The sequence below is a fragment of the Variovorax boronicumulans genome, from assembly GCF_009811375.1.
Taxonomy (GTDB): Bacteria; Pseudomonadota; Gammaproteobacteria; order Burkholderiales; family Burkholderiaceae_C; genus Variovorax; species Variovorax boronicumulans.
This window is the reverse complement of record NZ_BKDH01000004.1, coordinates 1-23801: the sequence shown is the minus strand read 5'-3', so window position 1 is coordinate 23801 and position 23801 is coordinate 1. Positions and strand designations below refer to the sequence as shown.

Sequence of the window (23801 nt, the reverse complement as noted above, 5' to 3'; positions counted from 1 at the left end):
TGTTCAGGAGCATTTCATGGCACGCAACGACAACACGGTTCTGGTGCTCGGCGCCACGGGCGGCATCGGCGGCGAGGTGGCCCGCCAGCTGTGCGATGCGGGCTGGGAGGTGCGCGCCCTGAAGCGCGGCGCCGCCGAGGGAAAGCGCGAGGGCATCACCTGGCTGGCCGGCGACGCGATGGACGCGCAGGCCGTGCGGCGGGCCGCGAAGGGATGCGCGGTCATCGTGCATGCGGTCAATCCGCCGGGTTATCGCGGCTGGTCGGAGCTGGTGCTGCCGATGCTCGACAGCACCCTGGCCGCCGCGAAGGCCGAGGGCGCGACCGTCGTGCTGCCCGGCACGGTCTACAACTTCGGCCCCGATGCCTTCCCGCTGCTGGCCGAAGACTCGCCGCAGCGCCCCCTCACCGCCAAGGGCGCGATCCGCGTCGAGATGGAAAAGCGCCTCGAAGACGCCAGCCGCGAGGGCGCGCGCGTGCTGATCGTGCGCGCCGGTGACTTCTTCGGCCCGAAGGCGGGCAACAACTGGTTCTCGCAGGGGCTGGTGAAGGCGGGCCAGCCCGTCCGGGCCGTCAGCCGCCCCGGCGACCCCGGTGTGGGCCACCAGTGGTCGTACCTGCCGGACGTGGCCCGCACCATGGTCGAGCTGCTGGCGCGGCGCGACCGGCTCCCGCCCTTTGCGCGCTTCCACATGGCAGGCCACTGGGACGCCGACGGCACGCGCATGAGCGACGCGATCCGCCAGGTGGTGGCCCGGCGCACCGGCGCCCAGGTGCGCGTGTCGGCCTTTCCCTGGTGGCTGCTGGCGCTGGCCTCGCCCTTCGTCGTCACTTTTCGCGAGCTGCGCGAGATGCGCTACCTGTGGCGCACGCCCGTGGGCATGGACAACGCGAAGCTGGTGGCCTTTCTGGGCCGCGAGCCGCACACGCCGCTCGAAGAGGCCGTGGAAGCATCGCTCGACGGCATGGGCTGCCTGCCCGTGGCACCCGTGGCCGTGGCGGCCTGAATGCAGGTCAGAACACCGACAGCCCGGTGCGCGCCACGAACAGCTCCAGCGCCTTCATGCCCAGCAGCGAGTTGCCGGTGGCATCGAGCGCCGGCGACCACACGCACAGCGTGAGCTGGTCGGGCACCACCGCGACGATGCCGCCGCCCACGCCGCTCTTGCAGGGCAGGCCGATCGAAAAGGCCACGTCGCCGGCCGCGTCGTAGGTGCCGCAGGTGAGCATCAGCGAGTTGATGCGGCGCGTCTGCCGCTCGCCCGTGACCTCGGGCTCGCCGGCGATCGGGTGCGCGCCGTCGCGGCACAGGAAGGCAGCGGCGCGCGCGAGCTGGCGGCAGCTCATGCGCAGCGCGCACTGGTGGAAGTAGGTGTCGAGCACCTCGGCCACGTCGTTGTCGATCTTGCCGAAGCTCTTCATGAAGTTGGCCAGCGCGACGTTGCGAAAGCCCGTGTCGGCCTCCGACTGCGCCACCTCGCCGTCGAAGTCGATGCGCTCGCCGCACAGGCTGCTCATGAGCGCGAGGATGTCGGCCTTGGCGCTGCCGCCCTTGGCCTTCGCCTGGCTCACGAGCCGGTCGGCCACCGCGATGGCGCCGGCATTGATGAAGGGGTTGCGCGGCTTGCCCTGCTCGTTCTCCAGCTGCACCAGCGAGTTGAAGGGGTTGCCCGAGGGCTCGCGCCCGATGCGCTCCCACAGCGCGTCGCCCATGCGCTGCATGGCGAGCGTGAGCGTGAAGAGCTTGGACACGCTTTGAATGGAGAAGGGCGTCTCGAAGTCGCCCGCGCCGGCTTCCTCGCCGTCGCAGGTGCGCAGCGCAATGCCGAACTGCCGCGCATCGACGCGCGCCAGCGCCGGGATGTAGCTGGCCACGGTGCCGCCCTGGCCGAGCTGCAGGCGCAGGGTGGCGACGATCTCGTCGAGGACGGGCTGGAACCGGTGGAGTTTCTTGCTCATGCCGGGCGTTGTACCGCAGGCCGCCGGTTCACCAGCACGATGCCCAGCGCCACGCCGATCAGCGCCACCACCAGTTGCAGCGTGAGCGGCTCCTTCAGCAGCGCCACGCCGAAGATCAGCGCGAACAGCGGCGTGAGAAAGGTGAAGGACGACATCTGCGTGGCCGGGTAGTGCCGCAGCAGCCACATCCAGGTGAGGTAGCTCGCGAAGGCGCCCACCACCGTCTGCAGGCCGATGGAGGTCCAGGCCCAGGCGGAGTACGAGAAGCCCCAGGTTTCACCCAGTGCGAGCGACAGCAGGGGGCACACGGCGGCGGTCACGGCCACCTGGTAGAACAGCGTTTTTTCGGCGCTGGCCGTGGCCAGGCGCGTGGTGCGCAGCGTGAGCGTGGTCAGGCCCCAGAGCATGCCGGCCGCCAGCGCCATGCCGTCGCCGATGAGCTGCGACGAGCTCATGTGGCCGAAGCCCTCGCTGAAGGCCAGCACCACGCCCGCGAAGGCGATGAACAGGCCCAGCCACTGGAAGCCGCGCAGCCGCTCGGCCGGCACCCAGCGCGGCAGCAGCAGCGAGACCCAGAACGGGGCCGTGTAGAGGAACACCGTGAGCCGCGAGGCGCTGGTGTGCTGCAGGCCCAGGTAGATGCCGGCGAACTCGCCCGCGAACAGCAGGCCGGCCAGCAGCCCGGGCCACAGCGTGCCGTCGCGCTCGAACAGCGGCACGCGCCGCACCGCGCACCACAGCCACAGCAGCGCCACCGCGCCGACCATGCGCACCGTGGCCTGCCACAGCGGCGGCACCTCGGTCACGGTGGTCTTGATGAGGATCTGCTGCAGGCCCCAGAACGCGCAGCAGACGATGAGCAGGCCGATGGCCAGGGAGTCGAGGTGGGTCTTGCGCTGGATCATTCGCGGTCAATCGGTGGCGGCACGGGCCGCGGAATTCATCCGATGATCGTATCGCGCCGGCGAAGAACCCGTGCGGCGCCGCTCAGTGCCCGGCCAGCGGGTAGGGCGGCTTGCCGCGCGTGCCCACCATCAGGTCGGGCACCACGGTCTCGACGTCGGCCACGGTGCGCGCCGCGCGCTCGAGCTTGCGGGCCAGGGCCGCGTCGGGCACGCAGCCCTGCAGGTAGACCCAGCGGCGCTGCACCGTGACCCACACGCTGCTGCGGCGCACGCCCGGCACCGCGAGCAGCGCGGCACGCACCTTCGGCGCGAGCGGCTTGTCGTAGCGGTAGGCGTTGCTGTCGGTGCACTTGCCGGCGAGCCAGCAGCTGGTGCCGCGCTCCAGCCGCGAGTGGGTCTGCGCGCGGCGTTCCTCGGCGGTGTAGTAGGGGCCCTGCGGCATGGGGCAGGCCGGCAGGCCCGCGGCGACCTGGAAGAAGGGGTCGTCGAACCAGTTCTGCCGCAGCGGCGGCGATGGCTCAGGCGTGCCCTGCGCCGTGGCGATCCGCGCGGCGAGCAGCAGGACGGCCAGCAGCGCGGGGTGTTTCACAAGGGATGCTCGGTGTAGAAGCGCCCGCCGTGGAACAGCAGCGGCGAGGCGTCGGGGTCGTGCGTGCAGCGCTCCACCTCGCCCACGAAGATCACGTGGTCGCCTTCGTCGTAGCGGCTGCGGTTGAAGCACTCGAAGCTCGCCGCCGCGCCCTGCAGCACCGGCGCGCCGCCCAGGCCGTCGGTGTAGGCCACGTCGGCCCAGCGGTCGATGTTCTTGGTGGCGAAGCGCTCCGCCAGCGCCTTCTGGTTGGCGGCCAGGATGTTGACCGCGTAGTGCGAGCCGGCACGCAGCGCCGACATCGACGCGGCCGCGCGCGCCAGGCTCCACAGCACCAGCGGCGGCGCGAGCGACACCGAGTTGAACGAGTTGGCCGTGAGGCCGACCAGGCTGCCGTCGGCCGCGCGCGCGGTGACGATGGTCACGCCGGTGGCGAACATGCCGAGTGCCTTGCGGAATTCGCCGGGCGAGAAGGTGGGGGGCTGGGCCCGGCGGGAAGTGGTCACGGGAGAACGGACGGCAAGGCGGTGAGCGGCGGAGGAGGGGCCATTTTGGCTCAGGCCCCGGCGGGCTGCTTGGCGGGGCCGAGCAACTCGGTCACCAGCCGGGTATAGACCGTGGCTGCGGCCGAGGGCGTGCGGCCCGCCAGCGTCACCAGGCTGTAGTGGGTGCGCATGCGCGACAGGCCCGCGACCGGCAGCGGCGCGAGCGCGGCGGTCTCGGGCGTGAGGCCGGGCGCGTGGGGCGCGAGGATCACCGCGTGGGCCGTGAGCGCGAGGTGCCGCAGCGTGTCGGCGTCGTCGCAGGTCACGTTGAACACGCCGCGGTCGGTGCGGCGGATCTGCCGGTCGAAATGCGCGGCCACCTCGGCCGGCAGGTTGGGGCCGGCCACCGGGTAGTCCATGAGCTGCTCGAGCGTGACCGGCGCCGGCTGCCTGAGCAGCGGATGCCGGGGCCGCACGAAGAAGGACACCGGCACGTTGGGCAGCCGCGCCAGCTTCAGGCCGGGCTGCTTCTTCAGGTCGCGGGTGTCGGCGATGAACAGGTCGATCTGGCGCCGGTGCAGACGCTCGCTGAGGGTGGGGGTGTCGGCCACTTCCATGCGCATCAGCAGCTGCGGGTGGCGCTGCGTCATGAGCGAGAGCGCCGCGCGCCCCAGCAGGCCGGCCGCGAAGGGCCCCAGGCCGACGTTGAGGCTGCCGAGCGTGAGGCCTTCGAGCTGCTGCACCTCGCGCTGGATCTGCCGCGCGTCGGCGACCAGCTCGCGGGCCCGCGCCAGCACCAGCTCGCCGGCCTGCGTGAAGCGCACGGTGCCGTAGGCGCGGTCGATGAGGCGGGCCTTCAGCGCCTGCTCCAGCGCGTCGATGCTGCGCGAGAGCGCGGGCTGCGACAGGTGCACGGCCTGCGCGGCACGCCCGAAGCTGCCTTGCTCGGCGAGGGCGATCAGATGCTGGAGGTGGCGCAGCTGCATTTTGCGTTTTGGTTCAAAAGCAAGATCACATTTTGCATTTGCCAAGGGGTTGGGTGCTTCCGAGAATCGGCCACGGCCTCCCCGTGCTTTCCCGTGCTCCGTCGTCCGACAGACAACAACCCCGAGACATCGATGACCCGCATTGCTTCTGCTTCCGCGCCTTCCGCCCGCTTCTCCCTGGCCCTCGTCGCCTGGGCCTGCGCCTTCACCGCCACCGCGCAGCCGGTGGTGGTCGCGCCCAAGGCGGCCGAGCCCGTCACGCTGAAGGCCAACGCCGACATGGCGAAGGCGCTGCCCTTCGCGAACAAGCAGGACTTCGAGGACGCGATGCGCGGCTTCATCGGCACCGTGCCCGACGCACTGGTGAGCGGCAGCGGCCCGCGCCCGGTCTGGAACATGAAGCCCTACGACTTCCTGAAGGCGAACGAGGCGGCCGACACGGTCAACCCGAGCCTGTGGCGGCAGGCGCAGCTCAATGCCATCCACGGCCTGTTCAAGGTGACCGACCGGGTCTACCAGGTGCGCGGCTTCGACCTGGCGAACGTCACCATCGTCGAAGGCGACACCTCGCTGATCGTGATCGACCCGCTGCTGGCCGCCGAGACCGCGCGCGCCGCGCTCGAGCTGTACTACCAGCACCGCCCGAAGAAGCCGGTCGGCACGGTGATCTACACGCACGGCCACGCCGACCACTTCGGCGGCGTGAAGGGCGTGGTCAGCGAGGCCGATGTGGCCGCGGGCAAGGTGCAGGTGATCGCGCCCTCGGGCTTCATGGAGTCGGCGGTGGCCGAGAACATCCTGGCGGGCAATGCGATGAACCGGCGCTCGCAGTACCAGTTCGGCACGTTGCTGCCGCCGGGCGCGCGCGGGCAGGTCGACACCGGCCTGGGCAAGGCGCTGGCGCGTGGCAGCGTGACGCTGATCGCGCCCACCTCGACCGTCGAGAAGACCACCGAGGAGCGCACCATCGACGGCGTGCAGATCGTATTCCAGCTGGTGCCGGGCTCGGAGGCGCCGTCCGAGATGCTCATGTACCTGCCGCAGTTCCGCGTGCTCAACATGGCCGAGGACGTGACGCACAACATGCACAACCTGTACACGATCCGCGGCGCCGAGGTGCGCGACGGCAACCTGTGGGCCAAGTACATCGACGAGGCGCGCGTGGCCTTCGGCGACAGGACCGACGTGCTCATCGCGCAGCACCACTGGCCCACCACGGGGCGCGAACGCATCGTCGACCTGCTGAAGAAGCAGCGCGACATGTACAAGTTCATCAACGACCAGTCGCTGCGCCTGCTGAACCACGGCTACACGGCGTCCGAGATCGCCGAGACGCTGCGCATGCCCGCGAGCCTGGAGCAGGAGTGGTCCACGCGCGGCTACTACGGCACGCTGCGCCACAACGCGAAGGCGGTCTACCAGAAGTACCTGGGCTGGTACGACGCCAACCCGGCCAACCTGAACCCGCTGCCGCCGGTGGCGCAGGCGAAGAAGACGGTCGAGTACATGGGCGGCGCCGACGCGGTGGTGGCGCGCGCCCGCGAAGATTTCAAGAAGGGCGAGTACCGCTGGGTGGCCAGCGCGATGAGCCAGGTGGTGTACGCCGACCCGGCCAACCGCGCGGCACGCGAACTCGGCGCCGATGCGCTCGAACAGCTGGGCTACCAATCGGAGGCGGGCACCTGGCGCAGCGCCTACCTGGTGGGCGCGATGGAACTGCGCAACGGCGTGCCGAAGATTCCGGGCGGCAGCAGTGCGAACGGCGACACGCTCAAGGCCGTGAGCAACGAACTTTTCTTCGACTACCTCGGCGTGCGGCTCGACGCGGCCAAGGCGGAGGGCAAGACGATGGTGGTCAACTGGAACTTCACCGATTCGAACCAGAAGTTCGTGCTGACGCTGGAGAACTCGGCGCTCACGCATGTGAAGAACCAGCAGGCGGCCGGCGCGGATGCCACGGTCACATTGAGCCGGGCGACGCTCGATGCGATCACCTTGAAGCAGACGACCTTTCCAGAAGCCGTGCAGTCGGGGCTCGTGAAGATCGACGGCAACCGGGCGAAGCTGGGCGAGCTGTTCGGGATGCTCGACAACTTCAACCTGATGTTCCCGGTGGTCGAGCCCCGCAAGTAAGCGGGCTCAGCCGAAGAACCAGTAGCAGACCGCAATCGCGGCCACCACCCCCGCCAGCTCCGCCAGCAAGGCACAGGCCACGGTGTGCCGGGCGCGCTGGATGCCCACCGCCCCGAAGTACACCGCCAGCACGTAGAACGTGGTCTCGGTGCTGCCCTGGATGGTGGCGGCCACCAGCGCGGGGAAGCTGTCGACGCCCTGGGTCTTCATGGTCTCGATGAGCATGGCGCGGGCCGCGCTGCCCGAGAAGGGCTTGACGAGCGCCGTGGGCATGGCGTCGACAAAGCGCGCGTCCCAGCCGCCCGCCTGCACCAGCCAGCGCAGGCCGTCGAGCGCGAAGTCGAGCGCGCCCGAGGCGCGCAGCACGCCCACCGCGCACAGCATCGCGACGAGGTAGGGCAGCAGGTGCTTCGCGATGTCGAAGCCTTCCTTCGCGCCTTCGACAAAGGCCTCGTAGACCTTGACGCGCCGGACCGCGCCGGCCGCCAGGAACACGATGATCACGCCGAACAGCGTGAGGTTGCCCAGCAGCGACGACAGCGAGGCGATGGCCGCCGCCGACAGCGTGCCCAGGAGCGCCATGAAGCCGCCCAGCAGCAGCGCGCCGGGCACCAGGTAGGCCAGCACCACCGGGTCCCACAGCCGCAGGCGCTGCACCACCGCCACCGACAGCAGGCCCACCAGCGTCGAGGCGCTCGTGGCCAGCAGGATCGGCAGGAACACCAGCGTCGGGTCGCTCGCGCCCTGTTGCGCCCGGTACATGAAGATGGTGACGGGAAGCAAGGTCAGTGACGAGGCGTTGAGCACCAGGAACAGGATCTGCGCGTTGGTGGCCGTCACGGGGTCGGGGTTCAGGCGCTGCAGTTCGCGCATGGCCTTCAGGCCGATCGGCGTGGCGGCGTTGTCCAGCCCCAGCGCGTTGGCCGCGAAGTTCATCGTGATGAGCCCCAGCGCCGGGTGCCCCGCCGGCACGCCCGGCATCAGCCGTCGGAACAGCGGCCCGAGCAGGCGCGCCAGCCAGCCGACGAGGCCGGCGGTTTCGGCGATGCGCAGGAAGCCCAGCCACAGCGTGAGCGTGCCGAACAGCAGCACCATCACCTCGACGGCCAGCCGCGCCATCGCGAACAGGCTTTCGACCAGCGCCGCGAACACGGTCGGGTCGCCGCCGACGAGCCACCGTCCCAGCGCTGCGAGCGCCGCCATCCCGAAGAACCCCAGCCACAACCCATTGAGCACGCGTTTTTTCCTTCTTTTCGTTGGCTGCCGTGTGTGCCGTTGATCATAGGGCGGCATGCCGCCCGGGCCGGGCTCTGCGGCGCTACAGTGCAACCCATGGCCGCCGCCCTGTTCCGCCTTCGTCGCTTCGTCGCCCTGGTGTCGAGCGGGCTGGCCCTCGCCTGGCTCGCGGGCTGCGCCAGCCTGCCGCCGCCGCAGCCGCACCCGGTGCTCACGAACGCGATCACCGACGTGGCCGACACCGACCTGGGCCGGCTGGCCGCCCAGGACGCGCCGCAGGGCAGCGCGGCGGTGCCGCTGTCGGGCTTCCGGCTGCTGCCCGAGGCGGCGTTCGCGTTCGATGCGCGCATCTCGCTGGCGCGGCACGCCGAGAAATCGCTCGACGTGCAGTACTACCTGATCAGCAACGACGACGTCGGCCTGCTGTTCCTCAAGGAGCTGCGCGAGGCCGCCGCGCGCGGCGTGCGCGTGCGGCTGCTGGTGGACGACCTGTACACGGCGGGCGAGGACGAGGTGTTCAGCAGCCTCTCGGCCTTCCCGAACATCGAGGTGCGGCTGTTCAACCCGTTGCCTTCGCGCGCCGGCTCGCTGGCCGCGCGGCTGCTGTTCTCGCTGGGCGACTTCGGGCGCATCAACCACCGCATGCACAACAAGCTGCTGGTGGCCGACAACAGCTTCGCGGTCTCGGGCGGGCGCAACATCGCCAACGAGTACTTCATGCGCAGCACGGCGGCGAACTTCATCGACATGGACGTGCTCTCCAGCGGGCCGATCGTGCGACGCATGTCCGAGGGCTTCGACCGCTACTGGAACAGCGAGCACGCCTGGCCCATCGAGCGCATCGCGCCGCGGCGCGTGCCGGTGGAAGAAGCCCAGCGGCGCTTCGACACCCTGGCGCGCGCGGCCGTGCCCGACGTGCCCATGCGCCAGCGCGACATCCTGAACAAGTCGCCGCTCGGCGAGCAGCTCACCACCGGCCGCATCGACCGCTACTGGGCCCCGGCCACGCTGTTCGTGGACGACCCCGACAAGATCACGCGCAAGGCCGAGGCGGCCTACGGCGGCAGCGTGACCGAGGGCGCGCTCGGCGTGATCCAGGCGGCGAAGCACGAAGTGAAGATCGGCTCGCCGTACTTCATTCCGGGCGCGCGGGGCATGGCGATGATGAAGGCGACCATCGAGCGCGGCGGCCGCATCACGGTGGTCACCAATTCGCTGGGCGCCACCGACGAACCGCTGGCCTATGCGGGCTACGAGCGCTACCGCGCCGACATGCTGAAGATCGGCGTGACCATCTACGAGATCGCGCCCACGCTCACCGGGCGTTCGGGGCGATTCGGCGACTTCGGCAAGTCGATCAGCCGGCTGCATGCCAAGCTGGCCATCGTGGACGACGAGCGCTTCTTCGTCGGTTCGATGAACCTCGACCACCGCTCGGCCGCCGTCAACACCGAGATGGGGCTGGTGATCGACAGCCCGCGGCTGGTGCAGGACTACGACAAGCTCATGAACGGCGAGCGCGTCAATCTGGGCTACCGGCTGCGGCTCGCGCCCGGCGGGCGGCGCGTGCAGTGGCTGGAATACGACGATGCCGGCGGCGACATCGTGCACGAGGACGAACCGGGGGAATTCCTCTGGCTGCGCTTCAAGAACTGGTTGCTTTTACCCATCGTGGGCGAGGAGCTGCTCTAGGGTTTGTCATGACCGATCCAGTGAGGTGCGTTACATTTCTGTTTGAAATGTGAACTTTTGTCACCGACTATTGGAGGCTTTGATCATGACCGTCCCCGTGCCGCGCGAGTCGACCGCGCCGCTTTCCACCAGCCGCCGCCGCGCCCTTTCCGGGCTGGCCGCCACGACGGCCGCCGCGGCTGGCGTCGGGCTGGGATTTCCGGCGTTCGCGCAGAACCGTGCGATCCGCATCGGGACGACCTTCGACAACAGCAGCGTCGAAAAGGCCAATGGCCAGGGCCTGTACCAGGGCTCCACCGCGTTCTTCAACGCGCTGAACAAGGCCGGCGGCATCCACGGCAGCAAGGTCGAGCTCGTGATGGCCGACGACACCTTCAAGCCCGAGGTGGCCAAGGCCAACGCGTTGGCCTTCGAGAAGGACAGCTCGGTGCTCGCGCTGGTGCACCCGCTGGGCACGCGCCAGACCGCCGAGGTGATGGACGCGGTGCCCGGCATGGCCGTGGTCGGCCCGATCACCGGCACCATCGCGCTGCGCAAGAAGACCTCGCCCAACACCTTCTGGGTGCGCGCCAACTACGACCAGGAGGTCGACAAGCTGGTGAGCACGGCCGCCGTGCTGGGCCAGACCCGCATCGGCCTCGTGCATTCGAACGACCCACTGGGCCAGTCGGTGCTGGCGGCGTTCAAGAACGCGCTGGCCAAGGCCAAGCTGGAGCCGGCGGTGATCGCCACCACGCCCAACACCACGAGCATGGAAGTGGGCCCGGCCGCCGAGGCCATCGCCAAGGCCAAGCCGCAGGTGGTGGTGGTCGGCCTGGCCGGCACGGCGCCGGTGTTCCTGAAGGCGCTGCGCGGCGCGGGCAACAGCAGCTCGGCCTACGGCCTGTCGATCACGGCCAGCGCGCTGTCGGCCATGGGCGACCTGGCGCGCGGCCTGGGCTTCGTGATCGTGGTGCCGTCGCCGTACTCGACCAAGTTCGAGATCGTGCGCCGCTACCAGGCCGACATGGTGGCCAACGGCACCAAGGATTTTTCGCTCACCAGCCTGGAGGGCTACATGAACGCCGCCGTGCTGGCCGAGGGCCTGCGCCGCGCCGGCCCCGCGCCGACGCGCGCCGCCGTGCTCGGCGGCATGGCGAGCATCGAGAACTTCGACCTGGGCGGCGTGAAGATCAACTACGGCCGCTCCAACCGCGAAGGCGGCCAGTTCGTGGACGTGGCCGTGATCGGCAGCCGCGGGCAGATGCTGAGCTGATGCGGTCGAGGCGTACCGCGCGCTGCGGCGCACGGTAGCGCCTGCCGGTACGCCGGCGCACGCGCGGCCCTGTCGCGGGTCGGCGTGCTTACAGTGCGGCCATGACCCTCGAACTCATCCTGGGCCTCGGCCTGCTGGCCCTGGTGCTGCTGGACCTGGCCCTGTTCTTCCTCGTGCGCTGGGCCGTGCTGCGCGAGCACCTGGGCCCGCTGGTGGCCAGCCTCGTCTACGGCCTGTGCCTGGCCGTGCTGCCGTACTTCGTGTGGTGGGGCCTGGGCACCCATGTGCTGTTCGGCAAGGACACGACTTTTTTGGCGCCCGTGGTGGACGTCGGCCTGGCCTTCATCCTGTACACCTGCGTGTGGCTGTCGTGGGGCGTGAGCCTCATCGCCGGCGGGCTGGCGTCGTGGCGTTTCTTTGTCGGTGCCCGGCGGATCGGCCTGCTGGCCTGACGGTTCAGCCGGCCGGCGCCTCGGCGATGCCGACGCCCAGCAGGCCTTCGAGCAGCTCCTTGTCGGCCGCCAGCACCGCGCTCGGGCCGGCGTGCACGACGGTGCCGCGCTCCAGCACGATCGCCTGGTGCGTCATGTCCAGGGCCAGCACCGGGTGCTGCTCCACCACGATCGAGGCCAGGCCTTCCGATTCGCACAGGCGCCGGATCGCCGCCGCCAGCTCTTCCACGATGATCGGCGCGAGGCCTTCCATGGGCTCGTCGAGCAGCAGCAGTTTCGGGTTGGTCATGAGCGCGCGGCCGATGGCCAGCATCTGCTGCTCGCCGCCCGAGAGCTGGTTGCCGTAGTTGCCGCGCCGCTCGCGCAGACGCGGAAAGAATTCGTACACGCGCTGCAAGGTCCAGCTGCCGGGGCGGGCGATCACCGTGAGGTTTTCTTCCACCGTGAGCGAGGGGAACACCTCGCGCTCCTGCGGCACCCAGCCCAGCCCCGCGCGCACGCGCTGGTGCGCGGGCCAGCGCGTGATGTCGGCACCCTGCCAGCGGATCGCGCCTTGCATCACGCGGGTGTTGCCCATCAGCGTTTCGAGCAGCGTGGTCTTGCCCACGCCGTTGCGCCCGAGGATGGCCAGGCTTTCGCCGGGCCGCAGCGAGAAGTCGAGGCGGTCGAGGACCACGGCGTTGCCGTAGCCGGCGGTGACGCGGTCGAAGGCGAGGGCGGCGGTTTCAGCCATGGTGGTGCGAGCTTCCCAGGTAGACCTCGCGCACGCGCGGGTCGGCGCCGATCTCGGCGGGCGTGCCTTCGGTGAGGATGCGTCCGCCCACCAGCACCGAGATGCGGCGCGCAAAGCGGAACACGAGCTTCATGTCGTGCTCGATGAAGAGCACGCTGATGTCGGCCGGCAGCGCCGCGATGGCTTCGAAGAGTTCGCCGCTCTCGTCTTCCGGCACGCCGGCGGCGGGCTCGTCGAGCAGCAGGATGCGGGGCTTGGCGGCGAGCGCCAGCGCGATCTCGAGCAGCCGCTGCTTGCCGTAGGCCAGCTCGGCCACGGGCACGTCGGCCAGGGCGTCGAGCTTCAGCGTGGCCAGCAGCGCATGCGCTTCGTCGAACACGGCGGTGCAGCCCTTGAGCGGCCGCCACCAGGTGGCGCCCAGCCCTTCGCGCTCGCTGATGGCCAGCACCACCGACAGCAGCGGCGTGAGGCTGGGGAACAGCGTGTTGATCTGGAAGGTGCGCGCCAGCCCCATGCGGGCGCGCTTGTCGCCGGGCAGGCGCGTGATGTCGCGCGGGCCCAGGTGGATGTGGCCGCTGGTGGGCTTGAACACGCCCGTGAGCAGGTTGATGAGCGTGGTCTTGCCGGCGCCGTTGGGGCCGATCAGCGCCTGCCGCGCACCGGGCTCGAGCGACAGGTTGACCTCGCTCACGGCCTGGAAGGCGCCGAAGCTGATGCCCAGGTTCTGCGTGCGCAGGGCGTGCGTGGTGGTTGCGGTGGTGGAGCTCATCGCGCCTTCCCCGTGCGCACCACGCGCGAGAGCGCGCCCATGATCCCGCCGCGTCCCAGCATGACGGCCGCGATCAGGAAGATGCCGAGCCAGAACATCCAGTACTGCGGGTTCATGTCGGCGAACCAGTCGTGCACCAGCATGTAGACGATGGCGCCGATGAGGCCGCCGTACAGCCGCCCGGTGCCGCCGAGCACGAGGATGATCAGCACTTCGGCCGAGCGGTTGAAGCTGATCGATTCGATGCCGACGAACTGCGTGGTCTGCGCCAGCAGCGCGCCGGCCACGCCGGCCACGGCGGCCGACATCGCGTAGGCCATGCGCAGCCGCGCTTCCACCGGCGAGCCGATGGCCGTCATGCGCTTGCGGCTGTCGTGGATGCCGCGCAGCGCCAGGCCGAAGGGCGAGCGCAGCACCAGCCGCACCAGCAGGAACATCGCGAGCACCACGCCGAAGGCATAACCGAAAGCGGTCTTGCCGTAGAGGTCGAAGCCGAACAGGCCCAGCACCGGCGCGATCACCACGCCCTGCAGGCCGTCGGTGCCGCCCGTGATGCCCGAGAGCCGGTTGGCCAGCTCGAACAGCAGCACGCACACGCCGATGGTGATCATCAGCCGCGTGAGGTCGGCGCCGCGCACCACGAGGTAGCTCAGCACGTAGCCCAGCAGGCCGCACACGGCGAGCGCGAACACCAGGCCGCTGAAGGGCTCGCTCCAGCCGTACTTGGCGAGCAGGCCGGCCGCGTAGGCGCCCGCGCCGAAGAAGGCGGCGTGGCCCACGGTGAGGATGCCCGCGTAGCCCAGCGCCATGTCCAGCGACACGGCGAAGAGCCCGAAGATCATGATCTGGCTCATCAGCGTGAGCTTGTCGGGCAGAAGGAAGAAGCTCGACGCGAGCGCGAGCCAGAAGGCGATTTCGGCCACGCGCAGTTGCGCGGGGGACAGGCTCAGCGGCTTCATGCGAGCCCCTTCTTGGCGACGATGCCGTTCGGGCGCACCAGCAGCATGACGATCATGAACACATAGATGAGAAAGGCGCCCGTTTCAGGCAGGTAGTACTTGCCCGCCACGTCGACGATGCCGACCAGCAGCGCCGCGATGAAAGGCCCGGTGACGGTGCCCGCACCGCCCACGCACACCACCATCAGGAAGTAGACGAGGTACTTGAGCGGGAACGACGGCTCCAGCCCCAGCATGCCCAGGCTCAGCGCGCCGCCCAGGCCCGCCAGGCCGCAGCCCAGCGAGAAGGTCAGGAAGAACAGGCGCTGCACGTGGATGCCCGTGCCGCCCGCCACGCGCTGGTTGTCGACCGCGGCGCGCACCATCGCGCCGTAGCGCGTCTTGCCCAGGCCCAGCAGCAGCGCGACCAGCACGGCCACGCCGCAGCCGATCAGGAACAGGCGGTAGCGGCCCACTTCGAGGCCCAGCAGCGACACCTGGCCCTCGAGCGCCTTCGGCAGCGTGAAGGGCTGCATCGTCGGGCCGAAGAAGTAGGTGAACGCGGCGATCGAGACGAACACCACGCCGATCGACAGCAGCACCTGGTCCAGCGGGTGCGCGCGGTACAGCCGCCGGTAGAACACGAACTCCAGCACCGCGCCCACCACCGCTGCCGCCACGAAGGCGGCCGCCAGCGAGAGCCCGAAGCCCAGGCCCCACTGGTTCATGAGCACGCTGGCCGCGTAGCCGCCCACCATCGCGAAACTGCCGTGCGCGAGGTTGACGAAATTCATGAGTCCCATCGTGATGGACAGGCCCACGCCGATGAGAAACAGGAGCATGCCGTAGGCCACTCCATCGAAGATCACGATGCCCATGAATTTCCTGCTTGCTGCGTGCTGGCTGGCGTTGTCTTACTTGGGAGCGGCTTCCTTGGCCGGGTCCTTGACGCGCTCGAACTTGTCGAACTCCACGTTCACCAGCTGGCCGTTGGCGCGCTCGGTCTTGCGGATGTAGACGGTCTGCACGATGTCGCGCGTGGCGGCGTCGATCTCGATCGGGCCGCGCGGGCTCTCGAAGCTCAGGCCCTTGAGCGCGTCCATGAACTTGTCGCCGGCGGTGTCGCCCTTGGTCTTGGCCAGCGCCAGGTCGATGGCGGCCATGGTGTCGTAGGCGGTCACGGCGAAGTAGCTGGGGCGCAGCTTGGCGCCGTTGTCGGCGGCGAAGTCCTTCACGAACTTCTGGTTCTTGGGCGAGTTGTGCGCGAACGAGTAGTGGTGGCTGGTGACCAGGCCCAGCGCCACGTCGCCGGTGGCGTCCAGGTAGCTGTCGTCGGTGGCTTCGCCGGTGGCAAAGAGCTTGATGCCGGCCTGCTCCATGCCGCGCTCCTTCCACACCTTGAGGAAGGCTGGCGGCATCACGCCCGAGGGGAAGAAGAAGAACACGGCCTGGGGCTTGGCGTCCTTGATGCGCTGCACGTAGGCCGAGAAGTCAGGGTTGTTCATCGGCGTGCGCACCTCGCCCGAGACCTTGCCGCCGCCGGCGGTGAAGGCCTTCTTGAACGCGGTCTCGGCGTCGACGCCCGAGGCGTAGTCGGCGACCACGGTGTAGGCGTCCTTCACGCCCTGCTTGAGCATGTAGCGCGCCATCGGGTCGGTGACCTGCTGCACGGTGAACGACAGGCGCGCCACGTAGGGCGAGCTGGTGGTGATGGCCGAGGAGGCGGCGTTCATCACCAGCGTGGGGATCTTGGCCTGCGTGGCGATGGCGCCCACGGCGTAGGCGTTGGGGCTGAAGTCCAGGCCGGTGAGCACGTTCACCTTGTCGCGCACGATGAGCTCCTGCGCGATGCGCTTGGCGGCGTCGGGCGCCGGGCCGGCGGTGTCTTTCTTGATGATCTCGACGGTGCGCCCGCCCACCTTGCCGCCGTGCTCCTTCAGGTACAGCGCGATGCCGGCGTCGAACTGGCGGCCGTAGTCGGCGTAGGGGCCGGAGTAGGTCGCGATGAGGCCGATGCGCAGCGGCTCGCTGGTCTGTGCCTGGGCCGCACCCGCCATGCCGAGGCCGGCGAGCAGCAGGGTCGAGAGGAGGGTTCGCTTGGTCATCGTCGTCGTCATGAAAAAACGCCTTTCAGTGGGAGTGGAATGCGCCGCACGGGCGCCGCTGGCTTGTAACCGGATGTTTGGCAGCGGGCGATGATGCCCGACGCGTTGGTCAGACCTGTGTATCGGGCACACGCACCGTGAGGCCATCGAGGGCGGCGCTCACGCTGAGCTGGCAACTCAGGCGCGAACCGGGCCGACGCTCGGACGCGACGGCATCGAGCAGCGCGCTTTCCATGTCGTCGGGCGGCGGCAGCAGTTCGAGGAACGCGTCGTCGACGTAGACGTGACAGGTCGCGCACGAGCAGCAGCCGCCGCACTCGGCGTCGATGCCGCGCACGTTGCCGCGGATGGCGGTCTCCATCACGCTGGCGCCGACCTTGGCGTCGACCTCGCGCGTGGTGCCGTCCTTGAGGATGTAGTGGATCGTGGGCATTGAAGGGTTCAGAACATGTCGAAGTACTCGCGGTGTTCCCACTCGCTGACTTCGAGGTTGAAGCGGGCGATCTCCGCTTCCTTGATGTGGCACAGGTAGTCGACGAAGGTCTTGCCCATCTGCGTGTTGAGCATCTCGTCGCGGCGCAGGCAGGCGAGGGCGTCGCCGAGCGATCGCGGCAGTTGCTCGGCCGGCGTTTCGTACGGTGCATCGGCCGAGGGGCCTGGGTCGGTCTTGTTGCGGATGCCGTCCAGCCCCGAGAACAGCTGCGACGCGAGGTACAGGTACGGGTTGGCCGTCGGCTCGCCCACGCGGTTCTCGATGCGCGAGGCGTTCTGCCCCGGGCCGCCGAGCACGCGCAGCATCGCGCCGCGGTTGTCGCGGGCCCAGATCGCGCGGTCGGGCGCGAGCGAGAAGGGGCGATAGCGGCGGTAGCCGTTGATCGTCGGGCTGGCGAGCGCGGCCGCGCCGCAGGCGTGCGCCTTCAGGCCGCCGAGGTAGTGCATGCCGATCTCGCTGAGGTCGCGCCCGCCGGGCTCGGGCATGAAGGCATTCACACCATCGCTCTTGCGGCGCAAGGACTGGTGCAGGTGCCAGCCGCTGGACATCACGTTCGGGATCTTCGGGCGGCACATGAAGGTGGCATGCAGGCCGGCGCGCTGGCAGATCTGCTTGATGGCGCTGCGCAGCAGCACCATGGTGTCGGCGGGCGTCACGCCGGCCGTGGGGCCGAAGGTGAGCTCGAACTGGCTCGGGCCGAACTCGATCTCCAGCGAGCGCAGCGGCAGGCCGAGCGCCACGAGCTGCGAGCGCAGCAGCTCCATGAGGCCGTCGACGCGGTCGTAGCGCAGCTCGGTCAGATACTGGTGGCCATGCGACAGCAGCGACACGCGCGGCGGCTCGCCAGGCTGGCCCGAGTCGGCCAGGCCCATGCGCGCGTCTTCGAGCTTGAAGACGTGGAACTCGACCTCGAGGCCGGCGATGAAGTCCAGCCCGAGCTCGTCGAGCTGCGTCACCGCGCGCTGCAGGATCTGCCGCGTGGCGAAGGGGCAGGGCCGGCCGTCGGCCATGTAGGCGTCGCACAGGATCCAGCCAGTGCGCGGCGCCCAGGGCAGCACCTTGAAGGTGGCGGGGTCGGCCACGATGGTGAAGTCGGCGCCGCCCTGCAGGCCCTCGATGGCGAAGCCGCCGCCTTGGGTGAACACGGGGAACACGGTCTTGTGCGAGGTGTCCTTGGCCAGCAGGGTGGAGGTGAGGTTCACGCCCTCCCACAGGGCCGAGCGCGCCTCGCCCGCGACCAGGGTCTTGCCGCGCAGCAGGCCGTGCTGGTCGGGCCAGGCGAAGCGGACGGTGTCCACCTCGCCGCTGTCGATGCGGCGCACGAGTTCGCGCGCCTGCGCATGCTGGTCGGCCGACCAGAGACCGAAGCGGTCGACGAAGGTGTGGCTGTTCATGGCGCGTGCTCAGGCCGTGGCGGCCAGACGTGCGGACGCCCAGTCGGACTTCAGGCGGCGCGCGCGGTCGGCGTCTTGCCAGTAGGCCTCGGTGGCGGCTTCATCGACGACCTTGCCGATGCCGTCGATCGACGGCGGGCCGGTCATGGCGCTGGCCTGCGCGGCGTCGATGAGCATCGGCGCGCTTTCGCCGGCGAGCGTGGCCTCGATGGCCTTCACCAGCACGCGGCGGTAGGCAATGATGCCCTTGTCCGTGCTGCCCAGGTGCTCGCGCGTGCGGTCCTGGATGGCGCCCTGCGACTCCACCGCCCACTGGTCGTGCACGTTGATGTCGTCGCCCATGCCGGTGTAGGTTTCGGTCAGCTGTTCCTCGATGCTGTAGCCGTAGTTGTTGCGCTTGTTCTTGCGCGAGGTGTAGTCGGGCAGCTCGTACAGCTTCAGGCGCTGGTCGCGCATCTGCTGTTTGTCGACCGGGCCGGTGAAGCTCGTGAACACGGCGTACCAGTAGCAGTGCGTGTCGTCCACGGGCACGTGCCACTGCGAGATGGTCATCTCGGCGCTCATCGGGATCACGAAGGCCTGCGGGAACACCACGTTGGTCACGCGCACGTGGGTGGTGTCTTCCGAGAGCTTGCGCAGCGCCTTCAGGCGGAAGCCGTAGTCGGTGGGTTCCACGCTGATGTCGGGGCGGTCGTACTCGCGCAGCACCTTGGTGATGGGCATGTCGGAGTCGGCCGAGGCGCCGCGGAACTGCTTGCCGTAGCTCTCGGAGGTGTCTTCGTCCTCGAAGAAGCGGTGCAGGTACGAGGCGTGCGCGGGGTCGATGCCCACCTCGAGCGCCTGCAGCCAGTTGCATTCGAAGAGGCCCTTGAACGCGAAGGTGTGGGTGTCGGGCGCGACGAAGCAGTCGAAGTCGGGGAAGGCCGGGGGCTCGCCCTCGCCGATGTACGCGAAGACGATGCCGGCCTTCTCGACCACCGGGTAGGCCGACTGCTTGATGCGGCTGCACAGCTTGCTGGTGGCGGGCTCGGCGGGGGTCTCCAGGCAGTTGCCCTTGGCGTCGAACAGCCAGCCGTGGAAGGCGCAGCGGATGCCGCCGTTTTCCAGCCGGCCGAAGGCCAGGTCGGCGCCGCGGTGCGGGCAGTCGCGGTCGAGCATGCCGAGTTGGCCGCTCTCGTCGCGGAACAGCACGAAGTCCTGGCCCATGAGCTTCACGGGCTTGACCGGGCGCGGGCCCGCCAGTTCGTCGGCCAGGGCCACCGGCTGCCAATAACGGCGCAGCAGCTTGCCGGCGGGCGCGCCGGGTCCGACGCGGGTGATGAAATCGTTTTGCTCGGCGCTGATCATCGTGCGGGCTCCATCGAGAGGTCTTTGTCAGAAGGCCTGCAGGCATTGCATGCAGTTGTATGCATTGTCTTGGTGATTTTTGACAAAGGTCAAACTTTCATCAGCCGATTCGCCCTTTTTTGGGGCTTGGAGCGGCCATATATAGGGTTAACTCTGAGATGTTTGTGTGTTTTTGACACACTTCTGTTTGCAGTGCATGCAACAACCGCGCCCGTTTGGCTATGCTGTGTGCAGTGGTGGGCGGGTCTCCTAGAATCCGCCCATTCATCCCTCTCCTTGTTGCCCTGGCGCCTCCCGATGGACTCCCAACAATCCCGCGTGCTCGTGCAACTGCGCGACCTGATCCTCAAGGGCGAATTCGTGCCTGGAGAGCGGCTGGCCGAGATCCCGCTGGCCGAGAAGCTCGGGGCCTCGCGCACGCCGGTGCGCCTGGCGCTGGCCAGCCTCGAGCACGAAGGGCTCATCGAGCAGTCGCCCAGCGGCGGCTACCAGATGCGCCGCTTCACCTCGCAGGAAGTGGCCGACGCCATCCGCGTGCGCGGCGTGATCGAGGGCTTTGCCGCCCGCCTGCTGGCCGAAGACGGCGTGTCGCGCCAGCTGCTGCGCGACCTGAAGGACTGCCTGGAAGACGGCGACCGCGCTGTCAACAAGCCCAGCATGGAGATCGACGACTACGCGGCCTACGTCGAGATGAACGACCGCTTCCACCGGCTGATCCTCGAAGGCTGCGGCAACCTTGCGCTCAAGCGCGTGATGGACATGCTCGGCGGCCAGCCCTTTGCCGCGCCCAGCGCGATGCTGCCCATGCAGTCGTCGATGGAGGAGGGTCAGCAGTGGATGCGCCAGGCGCACCGCACGCACCACGCGATGGTGCAGGCCATCGAGCGCGGCCAGGGCTCGCGCGCCCAGGCGCTCGGCGAGGAGCACGTCGAGATCGCGCGCATGAACCTCGACTACGCGCTGGAGCGGCCCGAGCTCGCGGCCGAGCTCATGCCGGGCATCCGGCTCGTGGCCAAGGGGCGCACCGCCTGACCGGCGAAACGCCCGGTCAGCGGATCTCGATCAGCAGCTGGGGCTGGTAGCCCTCTTGCTCGCCGTTGCTGCGGTAGCCCAGCGGATTGGCGACCACGCGGCAGCCGTCCCTCACGTAGTCGAACGGGCAATGCAGGTGGCCGTGCAGCCACAGCTGTGCGTGCGGCAGCAGCTCGTCGAGCGAATTGCAGAAACCCGCGGTGCCGGGCGTGAGCCCGTAGCGTGGATCGGCGCTCGCCAAGCTGGGCGCGAAATGGGTGATGGCCACCGTCGTGCCGTCGTAAGGCTGGGCCAGCGCATCACGCAACCAGGCCTGGCAGGTGAGCGCTTGCTCTCTCATTTCGGCAGCCATGAAGGGCTTGCCGTCGCGTGTGCCGGCCATTTTCTCGAGGTAGAAATCGGCCGCGCGCATCGCCTTGCCGCGCTTCTTGAGCGCCTCGGCGAGGCCGTCGCGGGGCTCGACCAGCGCGTCGAAATCGGCCCACAGCGTGGTGCCGATGAAGCGGATGCCTTCGATGACCAGCGTCTCGCGCTCCAGCCAGAGGATGCCGAGCTCGTCGCACAGCGCCCGCAGGCGCGCATGCGTCGCATCGAAATCGAGGTTGTCGTACTCGTGGTTGCCCGGCACGTAGACCACTGGCGTCGGCCAGCCCTTGCGTGGCGAGAAGCGGCCCAGGCCGAAGTCGGTGTCCGCCAGGCGGGAGCCTTCCTGGTAGGAGCCGATGTCGCCCCCGAGCACGAGCAGGTCGGCGCCCGGGATGGGGTCGGCGTGGAAACGCGGATGGGATTCCAGGTGGAGGTCGGAGAGCAGTTGCAGCTTCATCGTCGGGTCAGTCTAGGTGAATCGCACTATGCGTGAGATGCATAACCTGGGGCTTGCTTTACTAGGGATTACCCTTAATCTATATCCATCGTTAATCAACCCCGTCGCAGCCACAAGCCGCGCACCGTCATGTTCAGTCTTCTTGCCCAAGTGGCCCGTTTCTTCCGTTCGTCGCCGAGCCAGACCCCCGCCAGCCACGCTGCCGCGCTGATGGAAAGCGCCGACAGCCGTGCCGGTCGCGGTGCGCACCACGCGCAAGAGCTGCGTGCGGCGGCTTCCGCCTGGCTCAGCGTCGTCAGGTAATTCGCTGACGCGCGCCGCCCCGTGCGGTGCACCCGGAATCCAAGGGCAGGTCACGCCTGCCCGTGGACCGAGTCCGCAAACGCCGCGGCCGCCGAGCGCAACAGCGCCGTGCGCAGCCACTCGTGCGAATGCCCATGCTGGGCGCGCCGGTGCCAGATGGCATCCACGTGCACCGGCGGCTGGTCGAAGGGCAGGTCCCGCACCACCAGTTGATTCTCGATGCCCGTCACGCTCACGAAGTGACGCGGCAGCACCGCCAGCAGGTCCGAATTCGCGACCACGCGCCCGGCGGTGAAGAACTGGTTCACCGTCACCGCGATCCGCCGCTCGCGCCCCATGGCGCCCAGCGTCTGGTCGATGAAGCCGTACGGCCGCCCCGAAAAACTCACCAGCAGGTGCCGCGCTGTGCAGTAGCTGTCGAGCGTCAGCGGTGCGCTGGCCAGTGGATGGCCGCGCCGCATCACACAGACATATTGGCCCAGGTAGAGCCGCTGGGTCTCGAACGGCACCCCCACCCCCGACTGACCGCGCGCCGCCAGGCTCGCGATCACGGCGGGAAAGTAGCCGATCGCCATGTCGACTTCTTCGTGCTCCAGCATGCGGCGCGGGTCGCGCGTGGTCAGCGGCAGCACGCGCAGCGAGATGGCCGGGGCTTCTTCTTCCGCAATCTTCACCAGGCCCGGCATGAGTTCGGCGGCCGTGGCATCGGCCATGGCCAGCAGGAAGGTCGTGTCGGCGGTGCCGGCATCGAACTCGCCGGGCGCCAGCGTGTGCTGCAGCTGGCGCAAGGCGTCGCGCACCGTCGGCCAGAGGGCTTGCGCGCGCGGCGTGGGTTCCACGCCCGCACCGGAACGCCGCACCAGCTCGTCGCCCAAGAGCTCGCGCAGACGGCGCAGCGAGTTGCTCACGGCCGGCTGGGTGATCGCGAGGTTGCGGGCGGCGCGCGTGAGGTTGCGCTCCGCCATCACCTCATCGAAGACGCGCAGCAGGTTGAGGTCGAATGTGCGGAAATTGACGTCCATCAGTGATATGAATGATAAACATCAGAAAGATAAAGTGGTGGAACACTGGGGTAATCCCTAATATCAGGTCATCGGCCTTGTTCGCCACCACTGATTACCACTTGTCCCCAGGAGGGATGCATCATGACCAGCTTTGTCCACGTTGACCAACCCACCGAACATCCCGGCGTCCGTCGCGCCGAAGTTCTCTTCGGCCAGATCCAGGCCGCCCGCGCCGGTGCCCATGGCGCCCGTCCGCTGATCGCACTGTTCGTGCTGGCCCTCGCGGCCGCCGTGCTCGTGGTCGCCGACAAGATCGTCTCCAACTGGGACGAAGGCGCGCTGCTCGCCGCATGGACCGTGTTCTGCGTCGCCGCCATCGCCCTGTTCGCACTCTTCGTCGGCTCGGTCCGCAAGAGCAGCCTGGCCACCCTGTGGCGCGAAGCTGCAGAGCGCCGTGCGCAAGCGCGTGCAGACGCCCGCTTCCTGGCGACCGCCCAGAGCGATCCGCGCATCATGCAAGAGCTGCAAGCCGCGGTGTGGCGCCAGCAGTCGGAGGACGTCGTGTCGGTTCAGGCCGTCGCCAAGGTCGACGCCCTGGCCCGCATGAACCGCCGTTCGCAAGAGGTGCGCATGCCCACGCTGTACGAAGCGATGCGCCGCATGAACAGCTCGCGCTATTACTAAACGAGGCTGAACCGGGCGTTGAGCGGCCGGCTGTAGTTGAGTTGGTTCAAAGGCCCGTCGGACGTATGTCCGACGGGCCTTTTTCATTGGGGGCGGAGCCGATGCAGGTTGGTGAATGTCTCTGCTGTCATGAAGGCGCTGAGGGAGTTGTTCGACGGCGCCCTGGTTGGGGGAGTGTGCGCCTCTATGCCTCTATATATAAGGGGGCGAATGGAGTCGCTCCTGGGGAACGCCGTGGGATCAAGCGGTCCCTGAAGACGCGGCAAGCTGTGGAGCGGTCTCGATGCAAGATTCTTTTCATCTCGTGTTGGCTTCGGCACCCAAAATGACATACACTGGCAGGCTTCGCTGCTGAATACCTCTGGTGTTTCGAAGCGACTGGTGCTCTCAGGAGCGTTGGTTGTGAGTGGTGAAGAAAGTCTTCGAAAGTTGACGCGGTTTGAAAAAACAGTGCATAATCGAAGGCTTCGCTGAAACAACTTCAG

24 protein-coding genes are annotated in these 23801 nt (G+C 68.7%); 8 read left to right on the top strand and 16 right to left on the bottom strand.

The window, feature by feature from the left end; genetic code table 11:
- Positions 1-16: 16 nt before the first annotated feature.
- Complete coding sequence (locus tag VHAB30_RS25130) at positions 17-1006, top strand: NAD-dependent epimerase/dehydratase family protein (RefSeq protein ID WP_159278969.1); 990 nt, start codon at positions 17-19, stop codon at positions 1004-1006.
- Between the two features lie 7 nt (positions 1007-1013).
- On the opposite strand, the gene VHAB30_RS25125 is transcribed toward VHAB30_RS25130, so the two are convergent.
- The 5 genes from VHAB30_RS25125 to VHAB30_RS25105 form a co-directional block, all read right to left on the bottom strand.
- Positions 1014-1958: a glutaminase gene (locus VHAB30_RS25125; protein WP_159274323.1), complete on the bottom strand. Its 945-nt coding sequence runs from the start codon at positions 1956-1958 to the stop codon at positions 1014-1016.
- Positions 1955-2863 (bottom strand): DMT family transporter, encoded by a 909-nt coding sequence (locus tag VHAB30_RS25120; protein WP_062470449.1) that lies wholly within the window; start codon positions 2861-2863, stop codon positions 1955-1957. The genes VHAB30_RS25125 and VHAB30_RS25120 overlap by 4 nt, the downstream gene beginning before the upstream one ends.
- 82 nt (positions 2864-2945) lie before the next feature.
- Positions 2946-3452: a BON domain-containing protein gene (locus tag VHAB30_RS25115; RefSeq protein WP_159278967.1), complete on the bottom strand. Its 507-nt coding sequence runs from the start codon at positions 3450-3452 to the stop codon at positions 2946-2948.
- Positions 3449-3958 carry a flavin reductase family protein gene (locus VHAB30_RS25110; protein ID WP_139703538.1) on the bottom strand — a complete coding sequence of 170 codons (510 nt, stop codon included), beginning with the start codon at positions 3956-3958 and terminating at the stop codon, positions 3449-3451. The genes VHAB30_RS25115 and VHAB30_RS25110 overlap by 4 nt, the downstream gene beginning before the upstream one ends.
- Positions 3959-4008: 50 nt before the next feature.
- The gene (locus VHAB30_RS25105; RefSeq protein WP_159278966.1) at positions 4009-4923 is read right to left on the bottom strand and encodes a LysR family transcriptional regulator; all 915 of its coding nucleotides are present in this window, start codon (positions 4921-4923) and stop codon (positions 4009-4011) included.
- A 132-nt stretch (positions 4924-5055) separates the two neighbouring features.
- Here VHAB30_RS25105 and VHAB30_RS25100 point away from each other — a divergent pair, with 132 nt between their 5' ends.
- Positions 5056-7056, top strand: coding sequence for an alkyl/aryl-sulfatase (locus VHAB30_RS25100; protein ID WP_159278964.1), 2001 nt, complete (start codon positions 5056-5058; stop codon positions 7054-7056).
- A gap of 6 nt (positions 7057-7062) precedes the next feature.
- On the opposite strand, the gene VHAB30_RS25095 is transcribed toward VHAB30_RS25100, so the two are convergent.
- The gene (locus VHAB30_RS25095; RefSeq protein WP_159278963.1) at positions 7063-8292 is read right to left on the bottom strand and encodes a nucleoside recognition domain-containing protein; all 1230 of its coding nucleotides are present in this window, start codon (positions 8290-8292) and stop codon (positions 7063-7065) included.
- A gap of 96 nt (positions 8293-8388) precedes the next feature.
- Between VHAB30_RS25095 and VHAB30_RS25090 the strand changes: the two genes are divergently transcribed.
- From VHAB30_RS25090 to VHAB30_RS25080, 3 genes are all read left to right on the top strand, one after another.
- A complete protein-coding gene (locus tag VHAB30_RS25090) occupies positions 8389-9984 on the top strand; it encodes a phospholipase D family protein (RefSeq protein ID WP_159278962.1) in 1596 nt (531 codons plus the stop codon).
- 85 nt (positions 9985-10069) lie between these two features.
- Positions 10070-11239 carry an ABC transporter substrate-binding protein gene (locus VHAB30_RS25085; RefSeq protein ID WP_062470539.1) on the top strand — a complete coding sequence of 390 codons (1170 nt, stop codon included), beginning with the start codon at positions 10070-10072 and terminating at the stop codon, positions 11237-11239.
- Between the two features lie 101 nt (positions 11240-11340).
- A complete protein-coding gene (locus VHAB30_RS25080; protein ID WP_159278961.1) occupies positions 11341-11691 on the top strand; it encodes a hypothetical protein in 351 nt (116 codons plus the stop codon).
- A 4-nt stretch (positions 11692-11695) separates the two neighbouring features.
- Here VHAB30_RS25080 and VHAB30_RS25075 read toward each other — a convergent pair whose 3' ends face one another.
- The 8 genes from VHAB30_RS25075 to VHAB30_RS25040 all read right to left on the bottom strand — a co-directional run bounded on the left by VHAB30_RS25075 (position 11696) and on the right by VHAB30_RS25040 (position 19470).
- The gene (locus tag VHAB30_RS25075; RefSeq protein WP_159278960.1) at positions 11696-12424 is read right to left on the bottom strand and encodes an ABC transporter ATP-binding protein; all 729 of its coding nucleotides are present in this window, start codon (positions 12422-12424) and stop codon (positions 11696-11698) included.
- On the bottom strand, positions 12417-13193 hold the full coding sequence (locus VHAB30_RS25070) for an ABC transporter ATP-binding protein (RefSeq protein WP_159278958.1): 777 nt from the start codon (positions 13191-13193) through the stop codon (positions 12417-12419). The genes VHAB30_RS25075 and VHAB30_RS25070 overlap by 8 nt, the downstream gene beginning before the upstream one ends.
- The gene (locus VHAB30_RS25065) at positions 13190-14152 is read right to left on the bottom strand and encodes a branched-chain amino acid ABC transporter permease (RefSeq protein WP_159278957.1); all 963 of its coding nucleotides are present in this window, start codon (positions 14150-14152) and stop codon (positions 13190-13192) included. Before VHAB30_RS25065 ends, VHAB30_RS25070 begins: the two co-directional genes overlap by 4 nt.
- Positions 14149-15009 (bottom strand): branched-chain amino acid ABC transporter permease, encoded by an 861-nt coding sequence (locus VHAB30_RS25060; RefSeq protein ID WP_062470478.1) that lies wholly within the window; start codon positions 15007-15009, stop codon positions 14149-14151. Before VHAB30_RS25060 ends, VHAB30_RS25065 begins: the two co-directional genes overlap by 4 nt.
- Positions 15010-15045: 36 nt before the next feature.
- Positions 15046-16248, bottom strand: coding sequence for an ABC transporter substrate-binding protein (locus VHAB30_RS25055; RefSeq protein ID WP_235926917.1), 1203 nt, complete (start codon positions 16246-16248; stop codon positions 15046-15048).
- Positions 16249-16345: 97 nt separating this feature from the next.
- Positions 16346-16669: a 2Fe-2S iron-sulfur cluster-binding protein gene (locus VHAB30_RS25050; RefSeq protein ID WP_062470484.1), complete on the bottom strand. Its 324-nt coding sequence runs from the start codon at positions 16667-16669 to the stop codon at positions 16346-16348.
- Between the two features lie 8 nt (positions 16670-16677).
- A complete protein-coding gene (locus tag VHAB30_RS25045; RefSeq protein ID WP_159278955.1) occupies positions 16678-18123 on the bottom strand; it encodes a glutamine synthetase family protein in 1446 nt (481 codons plus the stop codon).
- Positions 18124-18132: 9 nt separating this feature from the next.
- Positions 18133-19470 (bottom strand): aromatic ring-hydroxylating dioxygenase subunit alpha, encoded by a 1338-nt coding sequence (locus VHAB30_RS25040; RefSeq protein ID WP_159278953.1) that lies wholly within the window; start codon positions 19468-19470, stop codon positions 18133-18135.
- 297 nt (positions 19471-19767) lie between these two features.
- Between VHAB30_RS25040 and VHAB30_RS25035 the strand changes: the two genes are divergently transcribed.
- Positions 19768-20502 (top strand): GntR family transcriptional regulator, encoded by a 735-nt coding sequence (locus VHAB30_RS25035; RefSeq protein ID WP_062470492.1) that lies wholly within the window; start codon positions 19768-19770, stop codon positions 20500-20502.
- A gap of 16 nt (positions 20503-20518) precedes the next feature.
- On the opposite strand, the gene VHAB30_RS25030 is transcribed toward VHAB30_RS25035, so the two are convergent.
- Entirely contained in the window at positions 20519-21325 is an 807-nt protein-coding gene (locus tag VHAB30_RS25030; RefSeq protein ID WP_159278952.1) for a metallophosphoesterase, read from the bottom strand.
- A gap of 129 nt (positions 21326-21454) precedes the next feature.
- Between VHAB30_RS25030 and VHAB30_RS30995 the strand changes: the two genes are divergently transcribed.
- Positions 21455-21628, top strand: coding sequence for a hypothetical protein (locus VHAB30_RS30995; protein ID WP_167394953.1), 174 nt, complete (start codon positions 21455-21457; stop codon positions 21626-21628).
- A gap of 50 nt (positions 21629-21678) precedes the next feature.
- Here VHAB30_RS30995 and VHAB30_RS25025 read toward each other — a convergent pair whose 3' ends face one another.
- Positions 21679-22650: a LysR family transcriptional regulator gene (locus VHAB30_RS25025; protein ID WP_159278951.1), complete on the bottom strand. Its 972-nt coding sequence runs from the start codon at positions 22648-22650 to the stop codon at positions 21679-21681.
- Between the two features lie 123 nt (positions 22651-22773).
- Here VHAB30_RS25025 and VHAB30_RS25020 point away from each other — a divergent pair, with 123 nt between their 5' ends.
- Positions 22774-23316 (top strand): hypothetical protein, encoded by a 543-nt coding sequence (locus VHAB30_RS25020; RefSeq protein WP_159278950.1) that lies wholly within the window; start codon positions 22774-22776, stop codon positions 23314-23316.
- Positions 23317-23801: the final 485 nt, after the last annotated feature.